Source organism: Pseudomonas sp. P1_F7 (assembly GCF_056405655.1).
In genome coordinates this window covers 356,334-380,500 of record NZ_JBFUBR010000005.1, presented here as the reverse complement: position 1 = coordinate 380,500, position 24,167 = coordinate 356,334, and the positions used below count along the sequence as shown (strand labels likewise).

At 60.6% G+C, this 24,167-nt stretch carries 18 protein-coding genes and 1 pseudogene; 15 read left to right on the top strand and 4 right to left on the bottom strand.

Annotation, left to right across the window (positions count from 1 at the left end):
* Positions 1–107: 107 nt before the first annotated feature.
* Positions 108–548, bottom strand: coding sequence for a YkgJ family cysteine cluster protein (locus AC1D1M_RS10105; protein WP_477775523.1), 441 nt, complete (start codon positions 546–548; stop codon positions 108–110).
* 256 nt (positions 549–804) lie between these two features.
* Here AC1D1M_RS10105 and AC1D1M_RS10100 point away from each other — a divergent pair, with 256 nt between their 5' ends.
* From AC1D1M_RS10100 to AC1D1M_RS10080, 5 genes are all read left to right on the top strand, one after another.
* A complete protein-coding gene (locus tag AC1D1M_RS10100; protein WP_477775522.1) occupies positions 805–3,255 on the top strand; it encodes a glycogen/starch/alpha-glucan phosphorylase in 2,451 nt (816 codons plus the stop codon).
* Positions 3,256–3,426: 171 nt separating this feature from the next.
* Positions 3,427–6,618 (top strand): DUF2339 domain-containing protein, encoded by a 3,192-nt coding sequence (locus AC1D1M_RS10095; protein ID WP_477775521.1) that lies wholly within the window; start codon positions 3,427–3,429, stop codon positions 6,616–6,618.
* Positions 6,615–7,937 (top strand): DUF3999 domain-containing protein, encoded by a 1,323-nt coding sequence (locus AC1D1M_RS10090; protein ID WP_477775520.1) that lies wholly within the window; start codon positions 6,615–6,617, stop codon positions 7,935–7,937. Before AC1D1M_RS10095 ends, AC1D1M_RS10090 begins: the two co-directional genes overlap by 4 nt.
* Before the next feature lie 227 nt (positions 7,938–8,164).
* Complete coding sequence (locus tag AC1D1M_RS10085) at positions 8,165–9,175, top strand: class 1 fructose-bisphosphatase (RefSeq protein WP_477775519.1); 1,011 nt, start codon at positions 8,165–8,167, stop codon at positions 9,173–9,175.
* A 3-nt stretch (positions 9,176–9,178) separates the two neighbouring features.
* On the top strand, positions 9,179–9,781 hold the full coding sequence (locus AC1D1M_RS10080) for a DUF924 family protein (RefSeq protein WP_477775518.1): 603 nt from the start codon (positions 9,179–9,181) through the stop codon (positions 9,779–9,781).
* A 129-nt stretch (positions 9,782–9,910) separates the two neighbouring features.
* Here the strand turns inward: AC1D1M_RS10080 and AC1D1M_RS10075 are convergent, their stop codons facing one another.
* A complete protein-coding gene (locus tag AC1D1M_RS10075; RefSeq protein WP_477775654.1) occupies positions 9,911–10,675 on the bottom strand; it encodes a methyl-accepting chemotaxis protein in 765 nt (254 codons plus the stop codon).
* A gap of 93 nt (positions 10,676–10,768) precedes the next feature.
* Positions 10,769–11,791: pseudogene (locus AC1D1M_RS10070) on the bottom strand (HAMP domain-containing protein); the annotation flags it as partial.
* A 295-nt stretch (positions 11,792–12,086) separates the two neighbouring features.
* On the opposite strand from AC1D1M_RS10070, the gene AC1D1M_RS10065 reads away from it, so the two are divergent.
* Positions 12,087–12,341, top strand: a complete 255-nt coding sequence (locus tag AC1D1M_RS10065; protein WP_007975531.1) for a hypothetical protein — start codon at positions 12,087–12,089, stop codon at positions 12,339–12,341.
* 31 nt (positions 12,342–12,372) lie between these two features.
* Positions 12,373–12,942, top strand: a complete 570-nt coding sequence (locus AC1D1M_RS10060; protein WP_477775517.1) for a lipocalin family protein — start codon at positions 12,373–12,375, stop codon at positions 12,940–12,942.
* Between the two features lie 117 nt (positions 12,943–13,059).
* Here the strand turns inward: AC1D1M_RS10060 and AC1D1M_RS10055 are convergent, their stop codons facing one another.
* Positions 13,060–14,424 (bottom strand): formimidoylglutamate deiminase, encoded by a 1,365-nt coding sequence (locus AC1D1M_RS10055; protein WP_477775516.1) that lies wholly within the window; start codon positions 14,422–14,424, stop codon positions 13,060–13,062.
* A 146-nt stretch (positions 14,425–14,570) separates the two neighbouring features.
* On the opposite strand from AC1D1M_RS10055, the gene hutC reads away from it, so the two are divergent.
* The 8 genes from hutC to hutH all read left to right on the top strand — a co-directional run bounded on the left by hutC (position 14,571) and on the right by hutH (position 24,084).
* The gene (gene hutC, locus AC1D1M_RS10050; RefSeq protein ID WP_162135916.1) at positions 14,571–15,281 is read left to right on the top strand and encodes a histidine utilization repressor; all 711 of its coding nucleotides are present in this window, start codon (positions 14,571–14,573) and stop codon (positions 15,279–15,281) included.
* Complete coding sequence (locus AC1D1M_RS10045; protein WP_056725763.1) at positions 15,278–15,847, top strand: HutD/Ves family protein; 570 nt, start codon at positions 15,278–15,280, stop codon at positions 15,845–15,847. The genes hutC and AC1D1M_RS10045 overlap by 4 nt, the downstream gene beginning before the upstream one ends.
* 442 nt (positions 15,848–16,289) lie before the next feature.
* Complete coding sequence (hutU, locus tag AC1D1M_RS10040) at positions 16,290–17,972, top strand: urocanate hydratase (RefSeq protein WP_223457817.1); 1,683 nt, start codon at positions 16,290–16,292, stop codon at positions 17,970–17,972.
* A gap of 178 nt (positions 17,973–18,150) precedes the next feature.
* Complete coding sequence (locus AC1D1M_RS10035; RefSeq protein ID WP_477775515.1) at positions 18,151–19,623, top strand: purine-cytosine permease family protein; 1,473 nt, start codon at positions 18,151–18,153, stop codon at positions 19,621–19,623.
* Between the two features lie 69 nt (positions 19,624–19,692).
* Complete coding sequence (locus AC1D1M_RS10030) at positions 19,693–20,661, top strand: ABC transporter substrate-binding protein (protein WP_056725760.1); 969 nt, start codon at positions 19,693–19,695, stop codon at positions 20,659–20,661.
* A 70-nt stretch (positions 20,662–20,731) separates the two neighbouring features.
* On the top strand, positions 20,732–21,583 hold the full coding sequence (locus AC1D1M_RS10025) for an ABC transporter permease (protein ID WP_046039591.1): 852 nt from the start codon (positions 20,732–20,734) through the stop codon (positions 21,581–21,583).
* Positions 21,580–22,410: a quaternary amine ABC transporter ATP-binding protein gene (locus AC1D1M_RS10020; protein WP_052960551.1), complete on the top strand. Its 831-nt coding sequence runs from the start codon at positions 21,580–21,582 to the stop codon at positions 22,408–22,410. The genes AC1D1M_RS10025 and AC1D1M_RS10020 overlap by 4 nt, the downstream gene beginning before the upstream one ends.
* 150 nt (positions 22,411–22,560) lie before the next feature.
* Entirely contained in the window at positions 22,561–24,084 is a 1,524-nt protein-coding gene (gene hutH, locus AC1D1M_RS10015; protein ID WP_477775514.1) for a histidine ammonia-lyase, read from the top strand.
* Positions 24,085–24,167: the final 83 nt, after the last annotated feature.

Sequence of the window (24,167 nt, the reverse complement as noted above, 5' to 3'; positions counted from 1 at the left end):
TTGTTTGTCTGAAGCCATAAAAAAGATCGCAGCCTTCGGCAGCTCCTACAAAAGCACTGTCGTGCGCATTTCTGTAGGAGCTGCCGAAGGCTGCGATCTTTTCGGGCTTAAAACTTTTCTAAAGTCCGGCGACTGCTGCTCTCGCGCTCCACTTCCTTTGGCTTGTACGCGCAATACCCCGGCCGCGGGCCGATTTTCGGGTGGTTGCGGCAGGTATCCGGGCGCTTATCATAAATAGTGCACAGACGGCTCTTACGATCCAGGTACAGGCAATCGTTGTTGCTCATGCGCTGGAGGGTAAAGATTCCTGACTTCTGGTTGAAGCGCTCGACCAAGCCTTCCTTTTGCAGGCGTTTGGCGATGTTCTTCGGCGGATCGCCCAGCTCGAACTCATCGACCACGCCGATACGGATCAGGTCCTTGATCTTGACCTCGACGGGCAGGGTGCAGCAGCTGGACATGCACGAGCCGCACATCGGGGCAGAGTACTTGGCCCAGGTATCGAGGCGGTCGATCTCTGCGGCAGCGATCAGGTTCGGCTTCATCATCGTTTGTTACCAGCGTGTGCATCAGGGCGCGCGATCATACCGGGACTGGTGGATTTTTGAACAACCTTTCGCCAGATTTTTTCGCAGACGCTGCAAATAGCTGGAAAATCGGCACGAGCCCTGCATTGATTCAGGCACGCGACAACGCAACGTCGATCCAGCTCGTATTCAAAGGAAAAACTGCCGAACCAGAGCCTCTACCGCCTGTCAGACCGTCTAGGCTCAGACAACTCCAAGCTCGCTCGAGGTCCTATCGATGACTCAAGAACCACTTGTTCGCGAAGCAGAGGTGGCCGCATTCCGCGACGCCGTCTTGACCAAACTCACTTATGCAGTGGGTAAAGACCCGGATCACGCCTTCGACCATGACTGGTTCGAAGCCATTGCCCTGGCCGCGCGGGACCACATGGTGGAGCACTGGATGGACCACACGCGGCAGATCTACCGCAAAGGTCAGAAGCGCGTTTATTACCTCTCCCTGGAATTTCTCATCGGCCGGTTGCTCTTCGACAGCCTGAGCAACCTCGGCCTGCTCGACGTGGCCCGCGAAGCCCTGACCGAACTCGGCGTCGACCTTGAGCGCATCCGCTTGCTGGAGCCCGATGCGGCCTTGGGCAACGGCGGCCTCGGGCGTCTGGCGGCGTGTTTCCTGGAAAGCATGTCGACCCTCGGCATCGCCGGTCATGGCTACGGCATCCGCTATGAGCACGGGTTGTTCCGCCAGGCGATTGTCGATGGCTGGCAGCAGGAGCAGACCGAACACTGGCTGGATTTCGGCAACCCGTGGGAGTTCGAGCGGCCGGAAGTGGCTTACACCATCGGTTTCGGCGGCAGTGTCGAGACCCTGACCGACGACACCGGCAAATCCCGACAAGTCTGGTCCCCGGCGGAAACCGTGCGGGCGATTGCGTATGACACACCGGTGGTCGGCTGGCGCGGGGCGAGCGTCAACACGCTGCGCCTGTGGCGCGCCCGGGCCATGGAAGATCTGCACCTGGAGCGTTTCAACGCCGGCGACCACCTGGGCGCCGTGGCCGAAGTAGCCCGGGCCGAAAGTATCTCCCGGGTGCTGTACCCGGCGGACAGTACCGAGGCCGGCCAGGAGTTGCGCCTGCGTCAGGAGTATTTCTTCGTCGCCGCCTCGTTGCAGGATCTGCTGCGCCGCCATCGCAACATGCACACCTCGGTGCTGACCCTGGGCGATCACGCTTCGATCCAGCTCAACGACACTCACCCCTCGATTGCCGTGGCTGAACTGATGCGGCAACTGGTCGACGTGTATGACGTGGCGTGGGATGCGGCGTGGCAGGTCACCGTCGATACGCTGTCCTACACCAACCACACGTTGCTCCCCGAAGCGCTGGAAACCTGGCCGGTCGGCTTGATGGAACGCATGCTGCCGCGGCACATGCAGATCATTTACCTGATCAACGCCCATCACATTGACTCGCTGCGGGCCAAAGGTATTCACGACTTCGACGTGTTGCGCGCGGTGTCGCTGATCGAGGAAGACAACGGTCGTCGGGTGCGCATGGGCAACCTCGCGTTTCTCGGTTCCCACAGCATCAACGGTGTGTCCGGGTTGCACACGCAACTGATGCGCCAAACGGTGTTCTCTGAACTGCACAAGCTCTACCCGGAACGGATCAACAACAAAACCAACGGCATCACCTTCCGCCGCTGGCTGTATCAGGCCAACCCCGAGCTGACCTCGATGCTGGTCGATGCCCTCGGGCCGCAAGTGCTGGATAACCCGGAAGAGCGTTTGCTCGCCCTCGAACCGTTCGCCGAGAAAAATGCATTCCGCAAGGCGTTTGCCGAGCAACGCCTGCACAGCAAGAAAGCCCTGGCGTACCTGATACATGAGCGGCTGGGCGTGGCGGTCAACCCGGCGGCGATGTTCGACGTGCAGGTCAAGCGGATCCACGAATACAAACGCCAGTTGCTCAACCTGATGCACACCGTGGCGTTGTACCAGGCGATTCGCGCGGAACCTGAAATCGACTGGGTGCCACGGGTGAAAATCTTCGCCGGCAAGGCGGCCGCGAGTTATCACCAGGCCAAACTGATCATCAAGCTGACCAACGACATCGCCCGGGTGGTGAACAACGACCCGACCGTGCGCGGCTTGCTCAAAGTGGTGTTCCTGCCCAACTACAACGTCAGCCTGGCGGAGAGCATCATTCCGGCGGCGGATTTGTCCGAGCAGATCTCCACCGCCGGTTTCGAAGCGTCCGGCACCAGCAACATGAAGTTCGGCCTGAACGGCGCGCTGACCATCGGCACCCTGGACGGGGCCAACGTGGAAATGTGCGAGCGCATCGGCGCCGAGCACATGTTCATCTTCGGTCTCAGTGCGCAGCAGGTGGAGGCGCGCAAGCAGAACCATGAATTCAGCGCGGTGCCGGATATTGCTGCGTCCCATCGTCTGAACGATGTGCTGCAAGCGATTCGCGGCGGAGTGTTCTCGCCGGATGATCCGTCCCGTTACACCGGATTGATCGATTCGCTGGTGGACTACGACCGCTTCCTGGTCTGCGCCGACTTCGACTCCTACTGGAGTGCGCAGATGCGCGTCGAAGCCCATTGGCACGATTCGAACCAGTGGTGGCGTTCGGCGGTGTTGAGCACGGCGCGGATGGGCTGGTTCTCGTCGGACCGGACCATTCGCGAGTACGCCACGGAGATCTGGAAGGCGCTGGAGTAAGTCTTCGGGCAGGTGGATATACTGGCGCGCCGAAAAAGATCGCAGCCTTCGGCAGCTCCTACAGGATCGCGTAATACCGCGACTATGTAGGAGCTGCCGATGGCTGCGATCTTTATGGATACGGCTGAGCTAATCTTTCCGGATTGGCCAATGCGTTTAGGGATATCGACCATGCAATGGATGTTCATGCTGATAGGGCTGGTGCTCGGCTGGATACTCGACGAGTCATTCAGTGATGCACTGCTGGGCGCATTACTCGGATTGGGTGTCGGCCAGGCCGTTCGCATGGCTCGCATGGACGCTCGGGCAGCCGAGCAGCAGCGCTTGCTGGAACAGGCACAGGTTGCGCTGCAAGCGGTCGAGCAACGGCTGGCAGAGCTTGAAGCATCAGGCGTCAAGGCGCCGGAAACCCGTGAACCGCTGGTATCGCCTGAAACCCTCCTTGATGAAGTACCTGCCGCAGCCCCGGAATTGATCTGGGAACTGCCGCCCGAACTCGAGCCAATCTCCGCAGCGGCCAGCGAAATCGCCGATGCCTGGAAACCCGAGCCGACCGCTCGCGAAGCACAACCACCTGTCCCCCCGCGTGGCCCGAACCTCATCGACCGCGCCATCGGTCGCGCCCGCGCCTGGCTGTTCGGCGGCAATACCGTGTTGCGGGTCGGCGTGGTGTTACTGTTCCTCGGCCTGGCCTTTCTGCTGCGCTATGCCACCGAAGGCGTGGTGGTGCCGGTTGAGTTGCGCTACGCCGGCGTTGCGACGGCAGCCTTGGGGTTGCTCGGATTGGGTTGGTGGTTGCGAGCCCGCAACAGCAGTTACGCATTGATACTGCAAGGCACCGGGGTTGCCGTGTTGTACCTGACGGTGTTTGCCGCGATGCGCCTGCATCCGTTGCTCGATCCCTCGGCGGCGTTTGGCCTGCTGGTGGCGGTGACGGTCTGTTCGGCGATTCTCGCCATTACCCAGGACTCCCTGGGGCTGGCCGCCGCTGCCGCACTGGGCGGATTCGCCGCGCCCATTCTGGCCTCCACCGGCGCTGGCAGCCACGTCGCGCTGTTCAGCTATTTCACCTTGCTCAACGCTGGCATCCTCACCATCGCCTGGTTCAAGGCCTGGCGGCTGTTGAATGTCATCGGCTTCGTCGGCACTTTCGGCATCGGTTTCGCCTGGGGCCTGCGCTCTTACTCGCCGGAGCTGCTGTGGAGCACCGAGCCGTTCCTGATTGCGTTTTTCCTGATGTACCTGGCCATTGGTCTGCTGTACGCCCGGCGCAAGCTGATGCAGATGAGCGATGCACCAGCAGAGAGCAGTCGCGAAGCGCTGCTGCAGTGGTCGGCGCGCAAGGGTGACTATGTCGATGGCACGCTGCTGTTCGGCCCGCCGCTAGTGGGTTTCGGCTTGCAGTTCGCATTGGTACAGCATCTGGAGTTCGCTGCGGCGTTCAGTGCTTTGGCGCTGGGCATGATTTACATGGGGCTCGCCCGTTGGCTGATGGCCGGGCGCACGCTGTTGCTGGGGGAAACCTGCCTGGCCTTGGGCGTGATCTTCGCCAGTCTGGCGATTCCACTGGGGCTCGATGCACGCTGGACTACGGCGGCGTGGGCGGTGGAAGGCGCGGGGATCTTCTGGCTCGGTCTGCGTCAGCAAAGGCCCCTGGCCCGGGCCTTTGCCTTGCTGCTGCAACTGGGGTCGGCGCTGGTGTTTCTCAGCGAGTTGCACAGCAGCGAGAGCAGCCTGCTCGGCGGTGTGCCATTAGGCGCGCTGTTGTTGGGTGTCGCGTTGCTGTTCAGCTTCTACCAGTTACGCAAAGCCTTGCCGGAGCAGATCAGGCCTTGGGAGCTGATAGGCCTGCCAGTCTTGGCTTGCCTCGGGCTGGCGTTTCTCTATTTGCTGGCACCGCTGTTTTTCTTCAGCCACGGCACGGTGATCAGTTGGGCCTTGGCCGGGGCGCTGACGTTGTTTGTTGGTTTGCACCTGCCATCGCGCACGTTCGTGCTCACCGCGCTCGCTGTGCAACTGTTGGCTGGCGCGCTGTTCCTGGTGACAGGACCGCAGTTCAGTGATGGTCTGCGACCCCTGGCCCATGGCGGGTTCTGGGCGCCGCTGGTGCTGGGGCTGGCCGCGATGGTCGGGGCTTGGCGTTTGCAGACCGGTCATGTGCTCGGAACGTTGGAAGGGCTGAGTCTGTTGCGATTGTCCCAGGCGTTGCTGGTGTGGGGCGCAGGCTGGTGGGCATTGGCCTGGGTCATCGAAGTGCTGCATTTTGCGCCGTTGCCGATCCAAGCGAATTTGTTGTTGAGCATCGCTGCCGTGAGTGTTGCGCTGTGGGCGGGGTTGGCACTGCGCCTGAAATGGCCGTCACTGGGCGTGCTCTGCACAGTGCTGATTCCCGCTGCGGCACTGGTGCTGCTGGCGGCCTGGCACTCGCGTTATCACCCGGCGGCCAACTTCGGCTGGCTGGCGTGGGCCGTCGTGTTCGTCGTGCATTTCATGTCCCTGCGACGTCTGGCGCCCATGCTGCCGGCGCGTGTATTGAGTGTCGCCCATGTGCTCGGCTGCTGGCTGTTGATGGGGGTGCTGGCTTTGGAGCTGCGTTACGGCTTGCTGGTTTTGTCCGAGCAATACAACGCCTGGCGCTGGTTGGGTTGGGCGATTCTGCCAAGTCTGTATCTGGTGCTGATAGCAGCACCTCGCGCGTGGCCTTGGCCAGTGTCGGCGTATTCGAGGGAATACCGTGTATACGCCGCCGCGCCGCTGGCGTTGCTGATGCTCGGCTGGTTCTGGCTGGCGAATGTCGCCAGTGACGGCAACGCCGAGCCACTGCCCTACGTGCCATTGATCAACCCGCTGGAGCTGGGGCTGTTGTTTGCGTTGTTCGGCGTTTATGTCTGGTCCCACAGCGCGATGACACAACTGGCGATCCGCAAGGATTACGCCACCAACGCCACGCAACTGATCGCAGGTGCCTCGCTGTTCGTGTTCTTTACTGCATTGGTGATGCGCACGGCGCACCATTGGAGCGGGGTGCCGTTCGAGCTGGATCTGTTGCTGGAGTCGATGCGAGTGCAAGCCGGGCTATCCATCGTCTGGACCTTGATGGCTCTGAGCCTGATGATCGGCGGCCATTTGCGTCGCCGCCGCGAAGTCTGGCTGATCGGCGCCGCCTTGATTGGCGTGGTCGTGGCCAAGCTGTTTTTTGTCGAATTGAGCAATCGCGGCGGGTTGGCGCGAATCGTCTCGTTTATCGGTGTCGGCGTATTGCTGCTGGTGGTGGGCTATTTCGCCCCGCTGCCGCCCAAGCGCGCCGACGCTGTGCCGGATACCGGGAAACCGGTCGCGGAATCCGAAGGAGTGTCGTCTTGAATCAGAAGCTGAACCTGGGTTGGCTGGGCGTTGTTGCCATGGGTGTGATGTTGTCGGCGGTTGCCCAGGAAAAACCGGCGGACTTCACCACCCAAGTACCCTTGTCGGTAACGGGTGAAGGCCCCTGGTATCGCCTTGAACTGCCCCTGAACGTACAACTGAATGCACGGCAGGCTGACTTGAGCGACGTGCGTGTGTTCAATGCCGTGGGCGATGTTCAGGCTTATGCCTTGGCCCGGGAATCGGCGCGGAGCAATGAAACGCGCACCTTGACCGAGGTGAAATGGTTTGCGCTGTACAACTCGGTGGACTCCACTGAAACCGCGCCGAGCGTACGGGTGCAATCGAGCGCCAATGGCACATTGGTCGAGGTGCAGCCCTCCAGTCAGCTGGAGGCGGGTGAGGAGGAGTTGCGCGGTTGGTTGCTCGACGCTTCCGCTATCAAGGCGCCGTTGCAGCAATTGATTCTCGATTGGACCAGCGAGCGCGACGGCTTCCAGCGTTTCACCGTCGAAGCCAGCGACGATTTGCAGCATTGGCAGTCCTGGGGCGAAGGGCAGGTGGCGCGCCTGACCTTTTCCGACGAGCGGGTCGAACAGCATGAAGTCGGCCTGCCGGGTCAGTCGGCGCGCTACCTGCGGTTGCTGTGGATCACACCGCATTCGGCACCGACACTGACTTCGGCGCAACTGCAAAGCGCCAGTACCCGCAGCCTGCCGCTGCCGTTGGTCTGGTCCCAGGCGTTGGCCGGCAGCAGCGTGAAGGCGGGTGAATACACCTGGCAGTTGCCGATGGGGCTGAATGTCGAGCGAGTGCAGGTCGAGTTGAGCCAGCCCAACAGCCTGGCGCCAGTGAGCCTGGCCGGCCGCCACGACAGCAGCCTGCCATGGCAGTCGTTGGGCAGCGGTTTGCTCTATCGCCTGACCCAGAACGATCAGGACGTGGTGCAAAACGAATTGCCGTTGTCAGGGCAAATCGTCCAGCAATTGAAACTGACCGTGGACGAACGCGGCGGCGGCCTGGGTGATCAGGCGCCGACGCTGAAGTTTGCCGTGCGCGCCACGCAACTGGTGTTCCTGGCGCGCGGGCCGGGGCCTTACACGCTGGTCGTGGGGAATGCGACGGCGAAGGCGGCGAACTTGCCGCTGTCGACGCTGATACCGGATTACAGCCCGGCGAAGCTCGCGACTTTGGGTCGGGCCATGGTGGATGTCGGGGCGGTGGCGACGAAGCCGTCGACGGTCACCACGTCTGCGGCGATCGACACCAACTGGAAAAAAATCGGATTGTGGGCGGTGTTGTTGCTCAGTGGCCGTTAAAACAGTACTGTCCTTGTGGGAGCGAGCTTGCTCGCGATAGCGGTCTTTTAGTCAATAAAAATGTCGAAATGTCCTCTGTTCGAAAGCTCACACCCAGCCCTTTTCCAACTACGCTCATCCCCGCACATGAACTCTCTTCAGCCGATCACGTCTGATAGGAGGAAATGCGCCCCGACTCGCGTTAAACTGCGCGGGTTTTTAGCCCCCCCATTCCACCGGAGCCTTCCATGTCCCGCGTTACCTTGAGTCGCTATTTGATTGAGCAGACCCGCAGCAACAACACTCCTGCCGATCTGCGCTTCCTGATCGAAGTGGTGGCGCGTGCCTGCAAGGAGATCAGCCACGCCGTGTCCAAAGGCGCCCTGGGTGGCGTACTGGGCAGCATGGGCACTGAAAACGTCCAGGGCGAAGTGCAGAAGAAGCTCGACGTGATCTCCAACGAAATCCTGCTCGAAGCCAACGAATGGGGTGGTCACCTGGCCGGCATGGCGTCCGAAGAAATGGACAACGCCTACCAGATCCCGGGCAAATACCCGAAAGGCGCCTACCTGCTGGTATTCGACCCGCTGGACGGTTCGTCGAACATCGACATCAACGCTCCGGTCGGCACTATCTTCTCGGTACTGCGTTGCCCCAATGAATACCTGAGCCAGAACGAGCCCTTGAATGAAAAGGCTTTCCTGCAGCCAGGCACCCAGCAAGTGGCCGCCGGTTACGCGATCTACGGTCCACAGACCATGCTGATCCTGACCCTGGGCGACGGCGTCAAAGGCTTCACCCTGGACCGTGAAATGGGTAGCTTCGTCCTGACCCACGAAGACATCACCATTCCTGAGACCACCCAGGAATTTGCCATCAACGCGTCCAACCAGCGTCACTGGGAAGCACCGGTACAGCGCTACGTCGGCGAATTGCTGGCAGGCGATGAAGGTCCGCTGAAAAAGAACTACAACATGCGCTGGGTCGCCGCGATGGTGGCCGACGTGCACCGCATCCTGACCCGTGGCGGTCTGTTCATGTATCCACGCGACAGCCGCGAGCCGTCGAAGCCGGGCAAACTGCGCCTGATGTACGAAGCCAACCCGATGTCGTTCCTGGTTGAACAGGCGGGCGGCGCGTCCACCGACGGTCACCAGCGCATCCTCGACATCCAGCCGGAAGGCCTGCATCAGCGTGTTGCGGTGTTCCTCGGTTCGAAAGAAGAAGTGGCCCGCGTCACGGCTTACCACAAGGAATAAACCATGACCGCGCCCTGGCAGCCGTTGCTTGATTGGTGGTTCGGAAGTTCCGGGTCAGCGAAGGAAGTGGCGGCGCAGAAGGGCAAGTTGTGGTTCGGCAAGCGCGACAACCAGGACCTCGAAGCGCGCGAGCGTTTCGGGGACTGGACCGAGCAGGCACTGGCCGGCGGATTGACCGAGTGGATGCAACGTCCCGAAGGTTGGCTGGCGCTGGTGCTGTTGCTCGATCAAATCCCGCGAATGATCTTTCGCGACACTCCCAAAGCCTTTGCAGGCGATCTGCGGGCGCAGAAGCTGGTGGCCCAAGGCATTGCGGCGGATTTCGATCGGCAGTTGCAGCCGATTCAGCGGGTGTTCATCTACCTGGTATTCGAGCATAGCGAGAACCTCGCGGTGCAGAACGAAGGCGTCTCGCGCTACATCGAACTGGTGGCGCAGCAGCCGGAGGTTGATCGGGCGCTGTTCAGCGATTACCTGGACTATGCCGAGCGGCATCAGAAAGTGATTGCGCAGTTTGGGCGGTTTCCGCATCGCAATGCGGTGTTGGGAAGGGAGTCTACGGCTGAGGAGTTGGCGTTTCTGTCGAAGCCGGGTTCACGGTTTTAGTTTTTTGCTGTTGCTGTTGCTGTTGCTGATGCCGTCATCGCGAGCAGGCTCGCTCCCACAGTAGATCTCCAGTGCGACAAAGATCCCTGTGGGAGCGAGCTTGCTCGCGATGAGGCCGGTGAGATCGCCTTAGATCCTGAAGCTACCAACTAGCTGCTTCAACCGCGCCGCCTGCTGCTCAAGRTCSGMRCACGCRCGCAASGTCGAYTGCAGGTTYTCCACGCCTTCCTGGTTCAGCGTGTTGATCTCGGTGATGTCGACATTGATCGACTCCACCACAGCCGTTTGCTCTTCGGTGGCGGTGGCGACCGACTGGTTCATGCCATCGATCTCCCCGATGCGCTGGGTCACGCTGCCCAGGCGTTCGCCGGCCTGGTTGGCGATGCCCACGCTGCTTTCGCTCTGGCGCTGGCTGTCGGTCATGATGCCCACCGCTGCCCGGGCGCCGACTTGCAGCTCTTCAATCATCGTCTGCACCTGCTGCGCCGAGTCCTGGGTGCGGTGAGCGAGGTTGCGCACCTCATCGGCCACCACGGCAAAACCACGCCCGGCCTCGCCGGCACGTGCCGCTTCGATGGCGGCATTCAGGGCCAGCAAGTTGGTCTGCTGGGAAATGCTGGTAATCACTTCCAGAATCTGCCCGATGTTGACCGTGTTGCTGTTGAGGGTTTCGATGTTGCCGCACGAATCGCTGATCTTGGCCGACAGCTGCTGCATCGCCGCGATGGTTTTATCCACCACCTGTTGGCCGTCTTCGGCCAGGCTGCGGGCATCGCTGGAATGTTGCGAGGCGAGGGCGGCGTTCTGGGCGATTTCCTGGGCGGCGGCACCGAGTTGGTTGATCGCCGCGGCCACGCTGCTGGTGCGCGAGGCTTGCTGGTCGGAGTTGAACATCGACGAGTTCGACGCGGCCACTACACGCAACGCCACCTCGTTGACCTGGCCAGTGGCCGAGGACACTTCGATGATCGAGGTATGAATGCGCTCGACGAAGCGGTTGAACGACAGTCCCAGCGCGCCGAATTCGTCGTGGCCGTGAATGGTCAGGCGTTTGGTCAGGTCACCTTCGCCTTCGGCGATGTCGTGCATGGCGCGACCCATGGTCAGCAGCGGCTGCATCAGCAGGCTGATCAGCATGCCCAGCAGGGCGATGATAATCACCACGGCAATTACCATGGCGATGATGGCCGAGGTGCGGAATTCGCTGAGCATCGAGAACGCGGTGTCCTGGTCGAGCACCAGCGCCACGTACCAGTCCGCCGATGGCACGCCGTTGACGTGGGTGAAGGAGATGAACTGGCGCCTGCCGTCGATCTCGACTTCTTTCATGCCCGGGCTGACTTTGGGTGTGTCGCTCGGATAGGCCTCGGCCAGGCTCTTGAGCACCAGCTTGCTGTCCGGGTGAATCAGGATTTTGCCGTCGGCACTGACGATGAACGCATGACCGTGGCCGCCGAAGTTCAGCGAATTGATGATCGCGCTGACGCTGGACAGGTCGATGTCGGCGCCGGCGACACCGATCATCTGGCCCTGGTGCTGCACCGGAGTGGCCACGGTGATCACCAGTTTGCCGGAAGACGCGGCAATGTACGGTTCGGTGACGATGGTCTGTTGTGCGCTATTGGCCGCCTTGTACCAGCCACGGGCGCGCGGGTCGTAGTCCGCCGCGCGGTTGCCCGCCGGGACCGAGAACATAACGCCGTCGGCGCCACCGAAGTAACTCAGCTGGAAGTTACCGGTGTAGGCGGGCAGGTCGATGATCTGTTTCAGGCTGGCGGGAACGTTGCCATCGGCGGTGACCTGTTGGGCCATCGATTGCAGCAATTGCATGCGGCTTTCCAGCCAGGTCTGGATGTTGCTGGTGGTCAGGCTGCCGAGTTCCTGCATCGAGGCTTCGGTACTGTTGCGCAAGGTTTCGCGCTGACGATAGTCGTTGAACAGGATGAAACAAGCGAATGCGACGGCCACCACGAGGGCGGCAGCCAGCAAAATCTTGTGGCTGAACTTCATGTTTCTGGTCATGGATGAGCTACCGCAGAGGGTCTGTTCTACAAAAGGGGGGAGGCAAATGCCACCGGCGTGGCTTTGCGTTGCATTTATGTCGACTGAACGGCGTCAAAGATTAGGCGGATTTTCTGAAAAACGACGAAATGCTCGATGAACAAGGAAAATGGATGATTTTCGGCAAAAGGTAGACGAGTGGCCCGATAAATAGCCTGCCGGGCAGGGAACCTGACAGGGGTTTTCTCTTCTAAGCTTCAGCTTGGCAGCCATGCCAATCCCCTACGCCCCCCGGAGTTTCACCATGTCGCTGCGTTCCATCGCCCTGCTTTCGTTTTGCGTGTTGCTGGCTGCCTGCAGCAAGGTCAATCAGGAAAACTACTCGAAGCTCTCGGCCGGCATGGCCAAGGCCGATGTGGAGACCCTGTTGGGCAAACCCGCCGATTGTTCAGGCGCGCTCGGCATGTCCAGTTGCACCTGGGGCGACAAGAACAGCTTTATCAGCGTGCAGTTCGCCGGTGACAAAGTGCTGATGTTTTCCGGCCAAGGCCTGAAGTAAACCGGGGCTTCGTGCCCACGGGAGAAAAATAATGAAGCGGTTATTGATCATCCTTTTTGCCGGTCTGCTGTTGGCCGGCTGTGCCACGTCTGGCCAGGACCCATTGGCCCCCAAGACTGTCAAAAGCGTCAACCTCAAGCGCTACCAGGGCACCTGGTATGAGCTGGCCCGCATGCCGATGTACTTCCAGCGCGACTGCGCGCAATCCGAAGCCCATTACACGCTCAAGCCTGACGGTAACGTGGCGGTGCTGAACCGCTGCCTGACGGCGCAGTGGCAATGGGAAGAGGTCAAGGGCACGGCTTATCCACAGGTGCCCGGCAAGGGCGACAAGCTGTGGGTCGAGTTCGATACCTGGTTCTCCAGGCTGATCCCGGGTACGGCGAAGGGCGAATACTGGGTTCTGTACGTCAGCGATGACTACAAGACTGCCATTGTCGGTGATCCAAGCCGGAAGTATTTGTGGCTGTTGTCGCGCACGCCAACCGTGAACGGTGTGGTGCGTGAGGAGCTGCTGAGCAGGGCGCGCCAGCAAGGTTACGACACCACGCGGCTGATCTGGCGGGCGTCGGAACAGCAGATGGCCGAGACTTCGAACTAATAAATAAGCAAAACCAATGTGGGAGCGAGCTTGCTCGCGATGAGGCCATCAAACTCAACAGAAATGTTGACTGACAGGCCGCCATCGCGWGCAAGCTCGCTCCCACAGGTTTTTGTATTAGCCTAAAAGTTCGCGCAAGACTTGAGTGAAGGCGCGATTGCTTTCTTCTTCCCCGGCATGCCGCCCATCACGCACAACCCACTGGCCATTCACCAACACATCCCGCACCTGGCGATCGCCACCGGCAAACAGCCACCGATTGAGAATCCCGTCACCATTGGCTGTCGCCAGATACGGATCGTTGCCGTCGAGCACCAGCCAGTCGGCGCGCTTGCCGACTTCCAGCGCGCCAATCGACTGGCCCAGTGCCTGAGCACCGCCATCCAGCGCGGCATCAAACAGCGTGCGGCCGACCATTGGCTGATCCGCGCCATACAAACGATTACGCCGCTGGTCGCGCAAACGCTGGCCGTATTCCAGCCAACGCAATTCTTCCACCACGCTCAACGAAACATGGCTGTCGGAGCCGATGCCCATGCGCCCGCCCTGGGCGAGGAAATCCACCGCTGGGAAAATCCCGTCGCCGAGGTTGGCTTCGGTGGTCAGGCACAGGCCGGCGATGGCGCGACTCTTGGCCATCGACGTGACTTCTTCCGGGTTGGCGTGGGTCGCGTGGACCAGGCACCAGCGCTGGTCGACGTCGATGTTTTCGTACAGCCATTGCAGCGGACGACGACCGCTCCAGGTCAGGCAGTCGTCGACTTCTTTCTGCTGTTCAGCGATATGGATGTGCACCGGGCATTGCTTGTCGCTGGCCGCCAGCACTTCGCTGATCTGCTGCGGCGTGACCGCGCGCAGCGAGTGGAAACACAAGCCCAGGGCCTGCGCCGGTTGCTGCGCCAGCACCGGTTGCAAGCGCGATTGCAGCTTGAGGTAGTTTTCAGTGCTGTTGATAAAGCGCCGCTGACCGTCGTTCGGCGCTTGGCCACCGAAACCGGAGTGGCTATAGAGCACCGGTAATAGGGTCAATCCGATACCCGCGGAACTGGCAGCCTGGCTGATACGCAGGGCCAGTTCGGCCGGATCTGCATATGGCTGACCATTGAGGTCGTGGTGCACGTAGTGAAATTCCGCCACCGAGGTGTAACCGGCCTTGAGCATTTCGATGTACAGCTGACGCGCGATGACGCCGAGTTGCTCCGGGCTGATTTTTCCGACGAGGCGATACATCAGATCGCGCCAGGTCCAGAAACTGTCGTTCGGATTGCCCGCCACTTCCGCCAGCCCGGCCATGGCCCGCTGGAAGGCGTGGGAGTGCAGGTTCGGCATGCCAGGCAGCAGCGGACCGCTCAACCGCTCGGCGCCATCTGCATGGGAATCGGCCTGGATATGGGTCAAAACGCCATCGGCGCTGACCTCAAGACGTACATTGTTGGCCCATCCACTAGGCAGCAGCGCTCGTTCGGCAAAGAAGGCGGACATGGTTCATCACCCCATCGTGTGTTATTTGTATATACATATACAGACGTTTGCCTGCCCGGTAAACTCCGGCAAGCTAGCGACATCAATCAAATGACCAAGGATTAACCGTGCCGACTCCGCCTCCAGTCTCTCCGTTGGCCGCGAACATGGGCGACAGTCCGGCGCCCTTGTACGCCCGCGTCAAACAAATGATCACTCAGCAAATCGACAGTGGAAACTGGCCGCCGCACTACCGCGTTCCGTCGGAAAGCGAACTGGTCAGCCAGTTGGGCTTCAGCCGCATGACCATCAACCGCGCCCTGCGCGAGATGACTGCCGACGGTCTGCTGGTGCGCATGCAAGGTGTCGGTACGTTCGTCGCCGAGCCGAAAAGCCAGTCTGCGCTGTTCGAAGTGCACAACATCGCCGATGAAATCGCCTCCCGCGGTCATCGCCACACCTGCAAGGTCATCACCCTTGAAGAAGAGGCTGCCGGCTCCGAGCGCGCCCTGGCCCTGGACATGCGCGAAGGACAGAAGGTGTTCCACTCGCTGATCGTGCATTTCGAAAACGATATTCCAGTGCAAATTGAAGATCGTTTCGTCAATGCGCTGGTGGCGCCGGACTACCTCAAGCAGGACTTCACCCTGCAAACGCCATACGCCTATCTGAATCAGGTCGCGCCGCTGACCGAAGGCGAGCACGTGGTCGAGGCGATTCTGGCCGAACCGTCCGAATGCAAATTGCTGCAGATTGAAAAGGGCGAGCCGTGCCTGCTGATCCGTCGCCGCACCTGGTCCGGTCGTCAGCCGGTGACCGCCGCTCGCTTGATCCACCCCGGTTCCCGTCATCGTCTGGAAGGTCGGTTCCATAAATGAATCAGTTGAAAGTTCTACGCGCCAAAGATTACCCGCGCATGCCGTGGAAAAACGGCGGCGGCAGCACCGAAGAAATCACTCGCGATGCCGGCACCGGTCTGGATGGGTTTGGCTGGCGCCTGTCGATTGCCGACATTGGCGAATCGGGCGGCTTTTCCACTTTCGCCGGTTATGAGCGGGTAATCACCGTGCTGCAGGGCGACGGCATGACCCTGACGGTGGATGGTCAGGACGCTCGGCCACTGTTACCGCTGGACCCGTTTGCCTTTAGTGGCGAGAGCAAGGTTTCCTGCACATTACTGGGTGGGCCGATTCGCGATTTCAACCTGATCTACGCGCCGCAGCGTTATAGCGCGCGGTTGCAGTGGCTGGCGGGCGAGCAGCGGTTTTTCAGTTCGGCGGGCACGGTGTTGGTGTTCAGCATCAGCGATGCGCTGGAAGTGGTGGTCGGTAACAGTGCTTCGAAGCTCGGTCGCCATGACTGCCTGCAACTCGACGGTAACGCTAGCCTGCTGGAAATCTCCGTCAATGGCCCATGCTGTGTGATTGAGCTGGCCGCACGCTGATTCTGAACTTTCAAAGGATCGCAGCCTTCGGCAGCTCCTACAGGATGCACACCATCCCATGTAGGAGCTGCCGAAGGCTGCGATTTTTTGCATTTCAGCGTTCCCGAAAGCGCACCACTTTGTTACCGAATGCCCCAGCGTGGCGCAAAACCACGCTCAAGTAACAAAATCCCATCACCACAAAAATCCTCCCGAAAATATTTCATCTACGCCAAAACCCTTGTTCCAGGCGCTCTCCAGCCGTTTCCGAATTTTTCTTGAATGCTCATCCAACAAGTTGGCCGCTTGATTGCATATGCTTGTATGTACAAGTAAAGACGTATGCGTATGAGTCACGAGGACTCAACCATCGTCCACTGATTCGCCGGTGTGCACTGATGCCCATTGGCTTGCTCGCCCACTGCCTGGGTTGGTTTGGATTGATTGCTGAGGAGTCCTTTTCGTGACTGACATTAAACCTACTAAGTTTCGTGACGTTGAAATCCGTGCCGCACGCGGTAACAAGCTGACCGCCAAGAGCTGGCTGACCGAAGCGCCGCTGCGCATGCTGATGAACAACCTCGACCCGGAAGTCGCCGAGAACCCAAAGGAACTGGTGGTTTACGGTGGTATCGGTCGCGCTGCACGTAACTGGGAATGCTACGACAAGATCGTCGAGAGCCTGACCAACCTGAACGACGACGAGACCCTGCTGGTGCAATCCGGCAAGCCGGTCGGCGTGTTCAAGACCCACGCCAACGCCCCACGCGTACTGATTGCCAACTCCAACCTGGTGCCACACTGGGCGAGCTGGGAACACTTCAACGAACTGGACGCCAAAGGCCTGGCCATGTACGGCCAGATGACCGCCGGCAGCTGGATCTACATCGGCAGCCAGGGCATCGTCCAGGGCACCTACGAAACCTTCGTCGAAGCCGGTCGCCAGCACTACAACGATGACCTGAAAGGTCGTTGGGTCCTGACCGCAGGCCTGGGCGGCATGGGCGGCGCTCAGCCTCTGGCCGCGACCCTGGCCGGTGCTTGCTCGCTGAACATCGAGTGCCAGCAGGTCAGCATCGACTTCCGTTTGAAAAGCCGTTATGTCGACGAGCAGGCTACCGACCTCGACGACGCTCTGGCCCGCATCGCCAAATACACCGCTGAAGGCAAGGCGATTTCCATCGCGCTGCTGGGCAACGCCGCTGAAATCCTTCCAGAACTGGTCAAGCGCGGCGTGCGCCCGGACATGGTCACCGACCAGACCAGCGCCCACGACCCGCTCAACGGCTACCTGCCGGCCGGCTGGACCTGGGACCAGTACCGCGCTCGCGCCAAGACTGAACCTGCCGCTGTGATCAAGGCCGCCAAGCAATCGATGGCCGTGCACGTCAAAGCGATGCTCGACTTCCAGAAAATGGGCGTACCGACCTTCGACTACGGCAACAACATCCGTCAGATGGCACAAGAAGAAGGCGTGGAAAACGCATTCGACTTCCCAGGCTTCGTACCGGCTTACATCCGTCCGCTGTTCTGCCGCGGTATCGGCCCGTTCCGTTGGGCTGCGCTGTCGGGCAACGCCGAAGACATCTACAAGACTGACGCCAAGGTCAAGGAACTGATCCCGGACGACGCCCACCTGCACAACTGGCTGGACATGGCCCGCGAGCGCATCAGCTTCCAGGGTCTGCCGGCACGTATCTGCTGGGTTGGCCTGGGCCTGCGCGCCAAGCTGGGCCTGGCATTCAACGAAATGGTCCGTAGCGGCGAGTTGTCCGCGCCAATCGTGATCGGTCGTGACCACCTGGACTCCGGTTCGGTATCGAGCCCGAACCGCGAAACCGAATCGATGCAGGACGGTTCTGACGCTGTTTCCGACTGGCCACTGCTCAACGCCCTGCTCAATACCGCGAGCGGCGCGACCTGGGTTTCCCTGCACCACGGCGGCGGCGTCGGCATGGGCTTCTCCCAGCACTCGGGCATGGTGATTGTCTGCGACGGTACTGACGAAGCGGCCGAGCGTATCGCTCGTGTGCTGCACAACGACCCGGCCACTGGCGTTATGCGTCACGCCGATGCCGGTTATCAGATCGCCATCGACTGCGCCAAGGAACAAGGGCTGAACCTGCCGATGATTACCGGCAAGTAACACAGAACCTGTGGTACCGCTTTACCTGTGGGAGCGAGCTTGCTTGCGATGAGGCCGGCACATTCAACATCTGTGCTGACTGGCAGATCCCAATCGCGAGCAAGCTCGCTCCCACAGAAAGCAAAGCCCACAAGCCGTTTCACCGTGAATTCCCAGAACAATCCACAGAGGTTGAACCATGGCTGTTAACAGCGATCGTGCAGGCAACAAACCGTTGATCGAGAAGCGTTCGATCGACTACATCCCGGAAGCGGAAAGACACGGTCGTCTGTTAAGCCAGTTCACCCTGTGGATGGGTGCCAACCTGCAAATCACCGCGATTGTCACCGGCGCATTGGCCGTGGTCCTTGGCGGCGATGTGTTCTGGTCGTTGATCGGTCTGTTGATCGGTCAATTACTGGGTGGCGGCGTGATGGCGCTGCATGCCGCGCAAGGCCCCAAGCTTGGCCTGCCGCAGATGATTTCCAGCCGGGTACAGTTCGGCGTGTACGGAGCGGCCATCCCGATCGTGCTGGTCTGCTTGATGTACCTGGGCTTCACCGCAACGGGAACCGTGTTATCCGGCCAGGCGCTGGGCCAGTTGTTTGGCGTCAGCGACACCGTCGGTATCCTCCTTTTCGCCAGTGTCATCGTGCTGGTCACGGTGCTCGGTTATCGGGTGATCCATTGGATCGGCCGTGTTGCCAGTGTCATTGGCGTGATTGCCTTTGTTTATCTGTTCAGCCGTCTGATGAGCCAGGTTGACGTTGGCGCACTGTTGCAAATCCGCCACTTCAGCTGGAGCAGTTTCTTGCTCGCGGTGTCGCTCGCGGCGTCCTGGCAGATCGCCTTCGGCCCTTATGTGGCTGACTATTCTCGCTACCTGCCGAGCAAGATTTCCTCGGTGAAAACTTTTTTTGCCGCAGGCGCAGGTTCGGTCATTGGTGCACAGGTGGCGATGGTCCTCGGCGTGCTCGCTGCCGCTTCGGCCAACGGGCAATACGCCGGCCACGAAGTGGCCTACATCGTTGGTCTGGGCGGTACCGGTGCCACCGCTGCGCTGCTGTACTTCAGCATCGCGTTCGGCAAGGTCACCATCTCCACGCTGAACTCCTACGGCAGCTTCATGTGCATTGCCACCATCATCAGCGGTTTCCGTGGTGACCTGAAGGTAACGCGCTTGCAGCGTCTGGTCTTCGTGCTGGTCATCGTCGGTGCTGCGACCCTGATGGCGTTGCTCGGTCAACACTCGTTCCTCGGCGCGTTCAAGTCCTTCATCCTGTTCCTGCTGGCGTTCTTTACGCCATGGAGCGCGATCAACCTGGTGGACTACTACTGCATTACCCGCGAGCGCTATGACGTGCCGGCGCTGGCCGATCCGAACGGTCGCTACGGCCGTTGGAACCCCCTCGGTATCAGCGTCTATGTCTTCGGTGTGCTGGTGCAGCTGCCGTTCATCTCCACCAAGTTCTATACCGGTCCGCTGGTGGCTGCCCTGGGTGATGTGGATATTTCCTGGATCATCGGCCTGGTGCTACCCGCAGCCCTGTATTACGTGTGCGCAAAAAAATGGCACGGCACAGTGCCCGATCAACTGATTCTGCCGGTCGAGCAGGACAGCGTCGTACAACCTAAAACAAGCGAGACCGGTCGCGCTGCGGCGCAGGCCTGATTGGACGTGGACAGGGCTGGATGCCTCTTGACTGCCGTAAGCCAACTCATGATTAGGAGCGTCACAACAATGAAATCGAACAAGACCCTGCTGACCACATTGCTTTCCATGGGCCTGCTGGCCAGCGCCGGCGCCACTCAGGCGGCGGGTTGGTGCGAGTCGGGCAAACCGGTGAAATTTGCCGGCCTGAACTGGGAAAGCGCCATGCTGCTGACCGACGTGATGCAAGTCGTGCTGGAGAAAGGCTACGACTGCAAGACTGACAGCCTGCCAGGCAACTCCATCACCATGGAAAACGCCCTGAGCAGCAACGATATTCAAGTGTTTGCCGAAGAATGGGTCGGCCGCAGCGAAGTCTGGAACAAGGCCGAGAAGGCCGGCAAGGTCGTCGGTGTCGGCGCGCCGGTTGTTGGCGCGATCGAAGGCTGGTATGTGCCGCGCTACGTGATCGAAGGCGACGCCAAGCGCAAGCTGGAAGCCAAGGCTCCGGACCTGAAAAACATTGCTGACCTGGGCAAATACTCGGCGATCTTCAAGGACGCCGAAGAGCCGTCCAAGGGCCGTTTCTACAACTGCCCGGCCGGCTGGACCTGTGAGCTCGACAACAGCGAAATGCTGAAAAGCTACGGCCTGGAAAGCACCTACACCAACTTCCGCCCAGGCACCGGCCCGGCGCTGGATGCCGCGGTGCTGTCGAGCTACAAGCGTGGCGAGCCGATCCTGTTCTACTACTGGTCGCCAACCCCGCTGATGGGCCAGATCGACGCGGTGAAACTCGAAGAGAAACCAGGCGTGAACAAGACCGTGGATATCAAGGTCGGCCTGTCCAAGACTTTCCACGACGAAGCGCCTGAATTGGTGGCCGTGCTGGAAAAGGTCAACGTGCCGATCGACTTGCTGAACCAGAACCTTGGACGCATGACCAAAGAGCGGATCGAATCACCAAAACTGGCCAAGATCTTCCTGAAGGAACATCCTGAAGTCTGGCACGCATGGGTGAGCGAAGACGCAGCCAAGAAAATCGACGCGGCCTTGTAGGTCGAGCTTCTCCGGCTGTCGGCAACGACAGTCGGATGCTTGATCGCAACCCCTTGATTGAGAGTCTCTTATGTTTCCCGAAAGCTTTACCTTTTCCATCGCCGACTGGGTCAACGGTTGGGTCGATTCGCTGGTCACCAACTACGGCGACGTGTTCCGGCACATCTCCGACACCCTGTTGTGGGCCATCGTCAATCTCGAAGGCCTGCTGCGCGCCGCACCCTGGTGGCTGATGCTGGCAATCGTGGCCGGCGTGGCCTGGCACGCGACCCGCAAGGTCGTGACCACTGCCGTCATCGTCGGTTTGCTGTTCCTGGTGGGTGCGGTCGGCCTCTGGGACAAGCTGATGCAGACCCTGGCGCTGATGATGGTGGCGACGATCATTTCGGTGTTGATCGGCATTCCGCTGGGCATTCTCTCGGCGCGCAGCAACCGCCTGCGTTCGATACTGATGCCGTTGCTGGACATCATGCAGACCATGCCGAGCTTCGTGTACCTGATCCCGGTGCTGATGTTGTTTGGTCTGGGCAAGGTCCCGGCGATTTTCGCCACGGTGATCTACGCCGCGCCGCCGCTGATCCGCCTGACCGATCTGGGCATTCGCCAGGTCGACGGCGAAGTGATGGAAGCGATCAACGCCTTCGGTGCCAATCGCTGGCAGCAACTGTTCGGCGTGCAACTGCCGCTGGCCCTGCCGAGCATCATGGCCGGGATCAACCAGACCACCATGATGGCCCTGTCGATGGTGGTGATCGCCTCGATGATCGGTGCCCGTGGCCTGGGTGAAGACGTGCTGGTGGGGATTCAGACCCTCAACGTCGGACGCGGCCTTGAAGCCGGTCTGGCGATCGTGATTCTGGCTGTGGTGATCGACCGCATTACACAGGCGTACGGTCGCGCACGGCATGAGGTGAGCAAATGAACAACGCAACCGTGAGCAAGATCGAAGTCAAAAACGTCTTCAAGATTTTCGGCAATCGTGCCAAGGACGCGCTGGCCATGGTTGGCCAGGGCAAGACCAAGGACCAGGTGCTGGCCGAAACCGGCTGCGTGGTCGGCGTGAACGACCTGTCGCTGAGCATCGGCAGCGGCGAGATCTTCGTGATCATGGGCCTGTCGGGTTCCGGCAAGTCGACCCTGGTCCGCCACTTCAACCGCCTGATCGACCCGACCAGCGGCGCGATCCTGGTGGACGGCGTGGACATCCTGCAATACGACATGGAAGCCCTGCGCGAATTTCGTCGGCGCAAGATCAGCATGGTGTTCCAGAGCTTCGGCCTGCTGCCGCACAAGAGCGTGCTGGACAACGTCGCCTACGGCCTGAAAATCCGTGGCGAAACCAAAGCCATGTGCGCCGAGCGTGCGCTGCACTGGATCAACACCGTGGGCCTCAAGGGCTACGAAAACAAATACCCGCACCAGCTCTCCGGCGGCATGCGTCAGCGTGTGGGCCTGGCCCGCGCCCTGGCGGCGGACACCGATATCATCCTGATGGACGAGGCGTTCAGCGCCCTCGACCCGCTGATCCGTGCCGAGATGCAGGACCAGTTGCTGGAGCTGCAAAAGACCCTGCACAAGACCATCGTCTTCATCACCCACGACCTCGACGAGGCCGTGCGCATCGGCAACCGCATCGCGATCCTCAAGGATGGCCGCCTGATCCAGGTCGGCACGCCGCGAGAGATCCTGCATTCGCCGGCGGATGAGTATGTCGACCGCTTTGTGCAGCGTCGGGCGGCGGTGGTTTAAAAGGTTTGTGCCGGCTGTGCTGGCCTCATCGCGAGCAAGCTCGCTCCCACAGTGGATCCCCGGTGTTCACAAAACCTGTGGGAGCGAGCTTGCTCGCGATGAGGCCGGAAAAGCTGCATCAAAATTCAGGTTTGTACGCAGAGGTTGAAGATGTCCCAGGCTGAAAAAATCGTTATCACCGAGGCGCAGGTCAGTTGGCAGGATGTGGTCGCCGTTGCTCGTCATGGCGCACAGCTTGAGCTGTCGGCGCCGATCTGGGCGCGCATCGAAAACGCCCAGGCCATCGTCCAGCGCATCGTCACCAGTGGCGAACGTGCCTACGGCATCAACACCGGCCTGGGCGCACTGTGCAACGTCTCGCTGCAGGACGAACAACTCAGCCAGTTGTCGCGCAACACCTTGCTCAGCCACGCCTGTGGCGTTGGCGCGCCACTGACCAACGAGCAGACCCGCTCGATCATGTGCGCGGCCGTCGTCAACTACAGCCACGGCAAATCCGGCCTGCACCGTCAGGTGGTTGAAGCACTGCTGGCACTGCTCAACCGTGGCATCACCCCGCAAGTGCCGTCCCAGGGTTCCGTGGGCTACCTGACCCACATGGCCCACATCGGCATCGCGCTGCTGGGTGTCGGCAATGTCAGCTATCGCGGTCAGGTCGTTTCCGCACAGCAAGCGCTGGCCGAAGAAGGCCTGCAACCGGTCAAGCTCGGTGCCAAGGATGGTCTGTGCCTGGTCAACGGTACGCCGTGCATGACCGGCCTCAGCTGCCTGGCCATTGCCGATGCCACGCGCCTGCTGGAATGGGCTGACGTGATTGGTGCCATGAGCTTCGAAGCCCAGCGTGGTCAAATTGACGCCTTCGACGCCGAGATCATCGCGCTCAAGCCGCACCCGGGCATGCAACAGGTCGGGATCAATCTGCGGGCCTTGCTCGACGGCAGCGAAGTGATTGCCCAGAGCAAAGGTATTCGCACGCAAGACGCCCTGAGTATCCGCTCGATCCCGCAGGTGCACGGCGCCGCGCGCGATCAACTGGTGCATGCGACCAAACAAATCGAAACCGAACTCAACGGCGCCACCGACAACCCGCTGGTGCTGGGCACTGCAGACAATTACCGCGTGGTGTCTCAGGCCAACCCTCACGGCCAGTCCGTGGCAATGGCGGCGGACCTGCTGGCGATTGCCATGGCGGAAATCGGCTCCATCGCCGAACGTCGCCTGGACCGTTTGATCAACCCGCACGTCAGCGGCCTGCCGGCCTTCCTGGTGGCCAACCCGGGGGTAAACTCCGGGATGATGATCGTGCAATACGTGGCCGCTTCGCTGTGCGCAGAGAACCGTCAACTGGCGCAACCAGCGGTGCTGGATAACTACGTGACTTCGGGCCTGCAGGAAGATCACCTGAGTCTGGGCACCAACGCGGCGCTGAAGCTGCATCGCGCGCTGGAAAACTGCACGCAGATCCTCGCCATCGAGTATTTGCTGGCCGCCCAGGCGTTCGAATTCCTCAAGGAACAACGTTTTGGTGCTGGCACCGATGCTGCCTGGCGCCTGCTGCGCGAGCATGTTGCCCCCTACGACCAGGATCGCTGGTTGGCACCGGACATTGCCGCCGCTGCCGCGGTATTGAAAGACCCGATTTTGCTGCACAACGCTTTTCCAGAACTGAACTGATTTCCACAACACCAGCGTGCCAAGGCGCGGCTCCCCAAAAGGCAGACGCGACGGACAACGGACATCTCCGGAGCGTCTGGTGA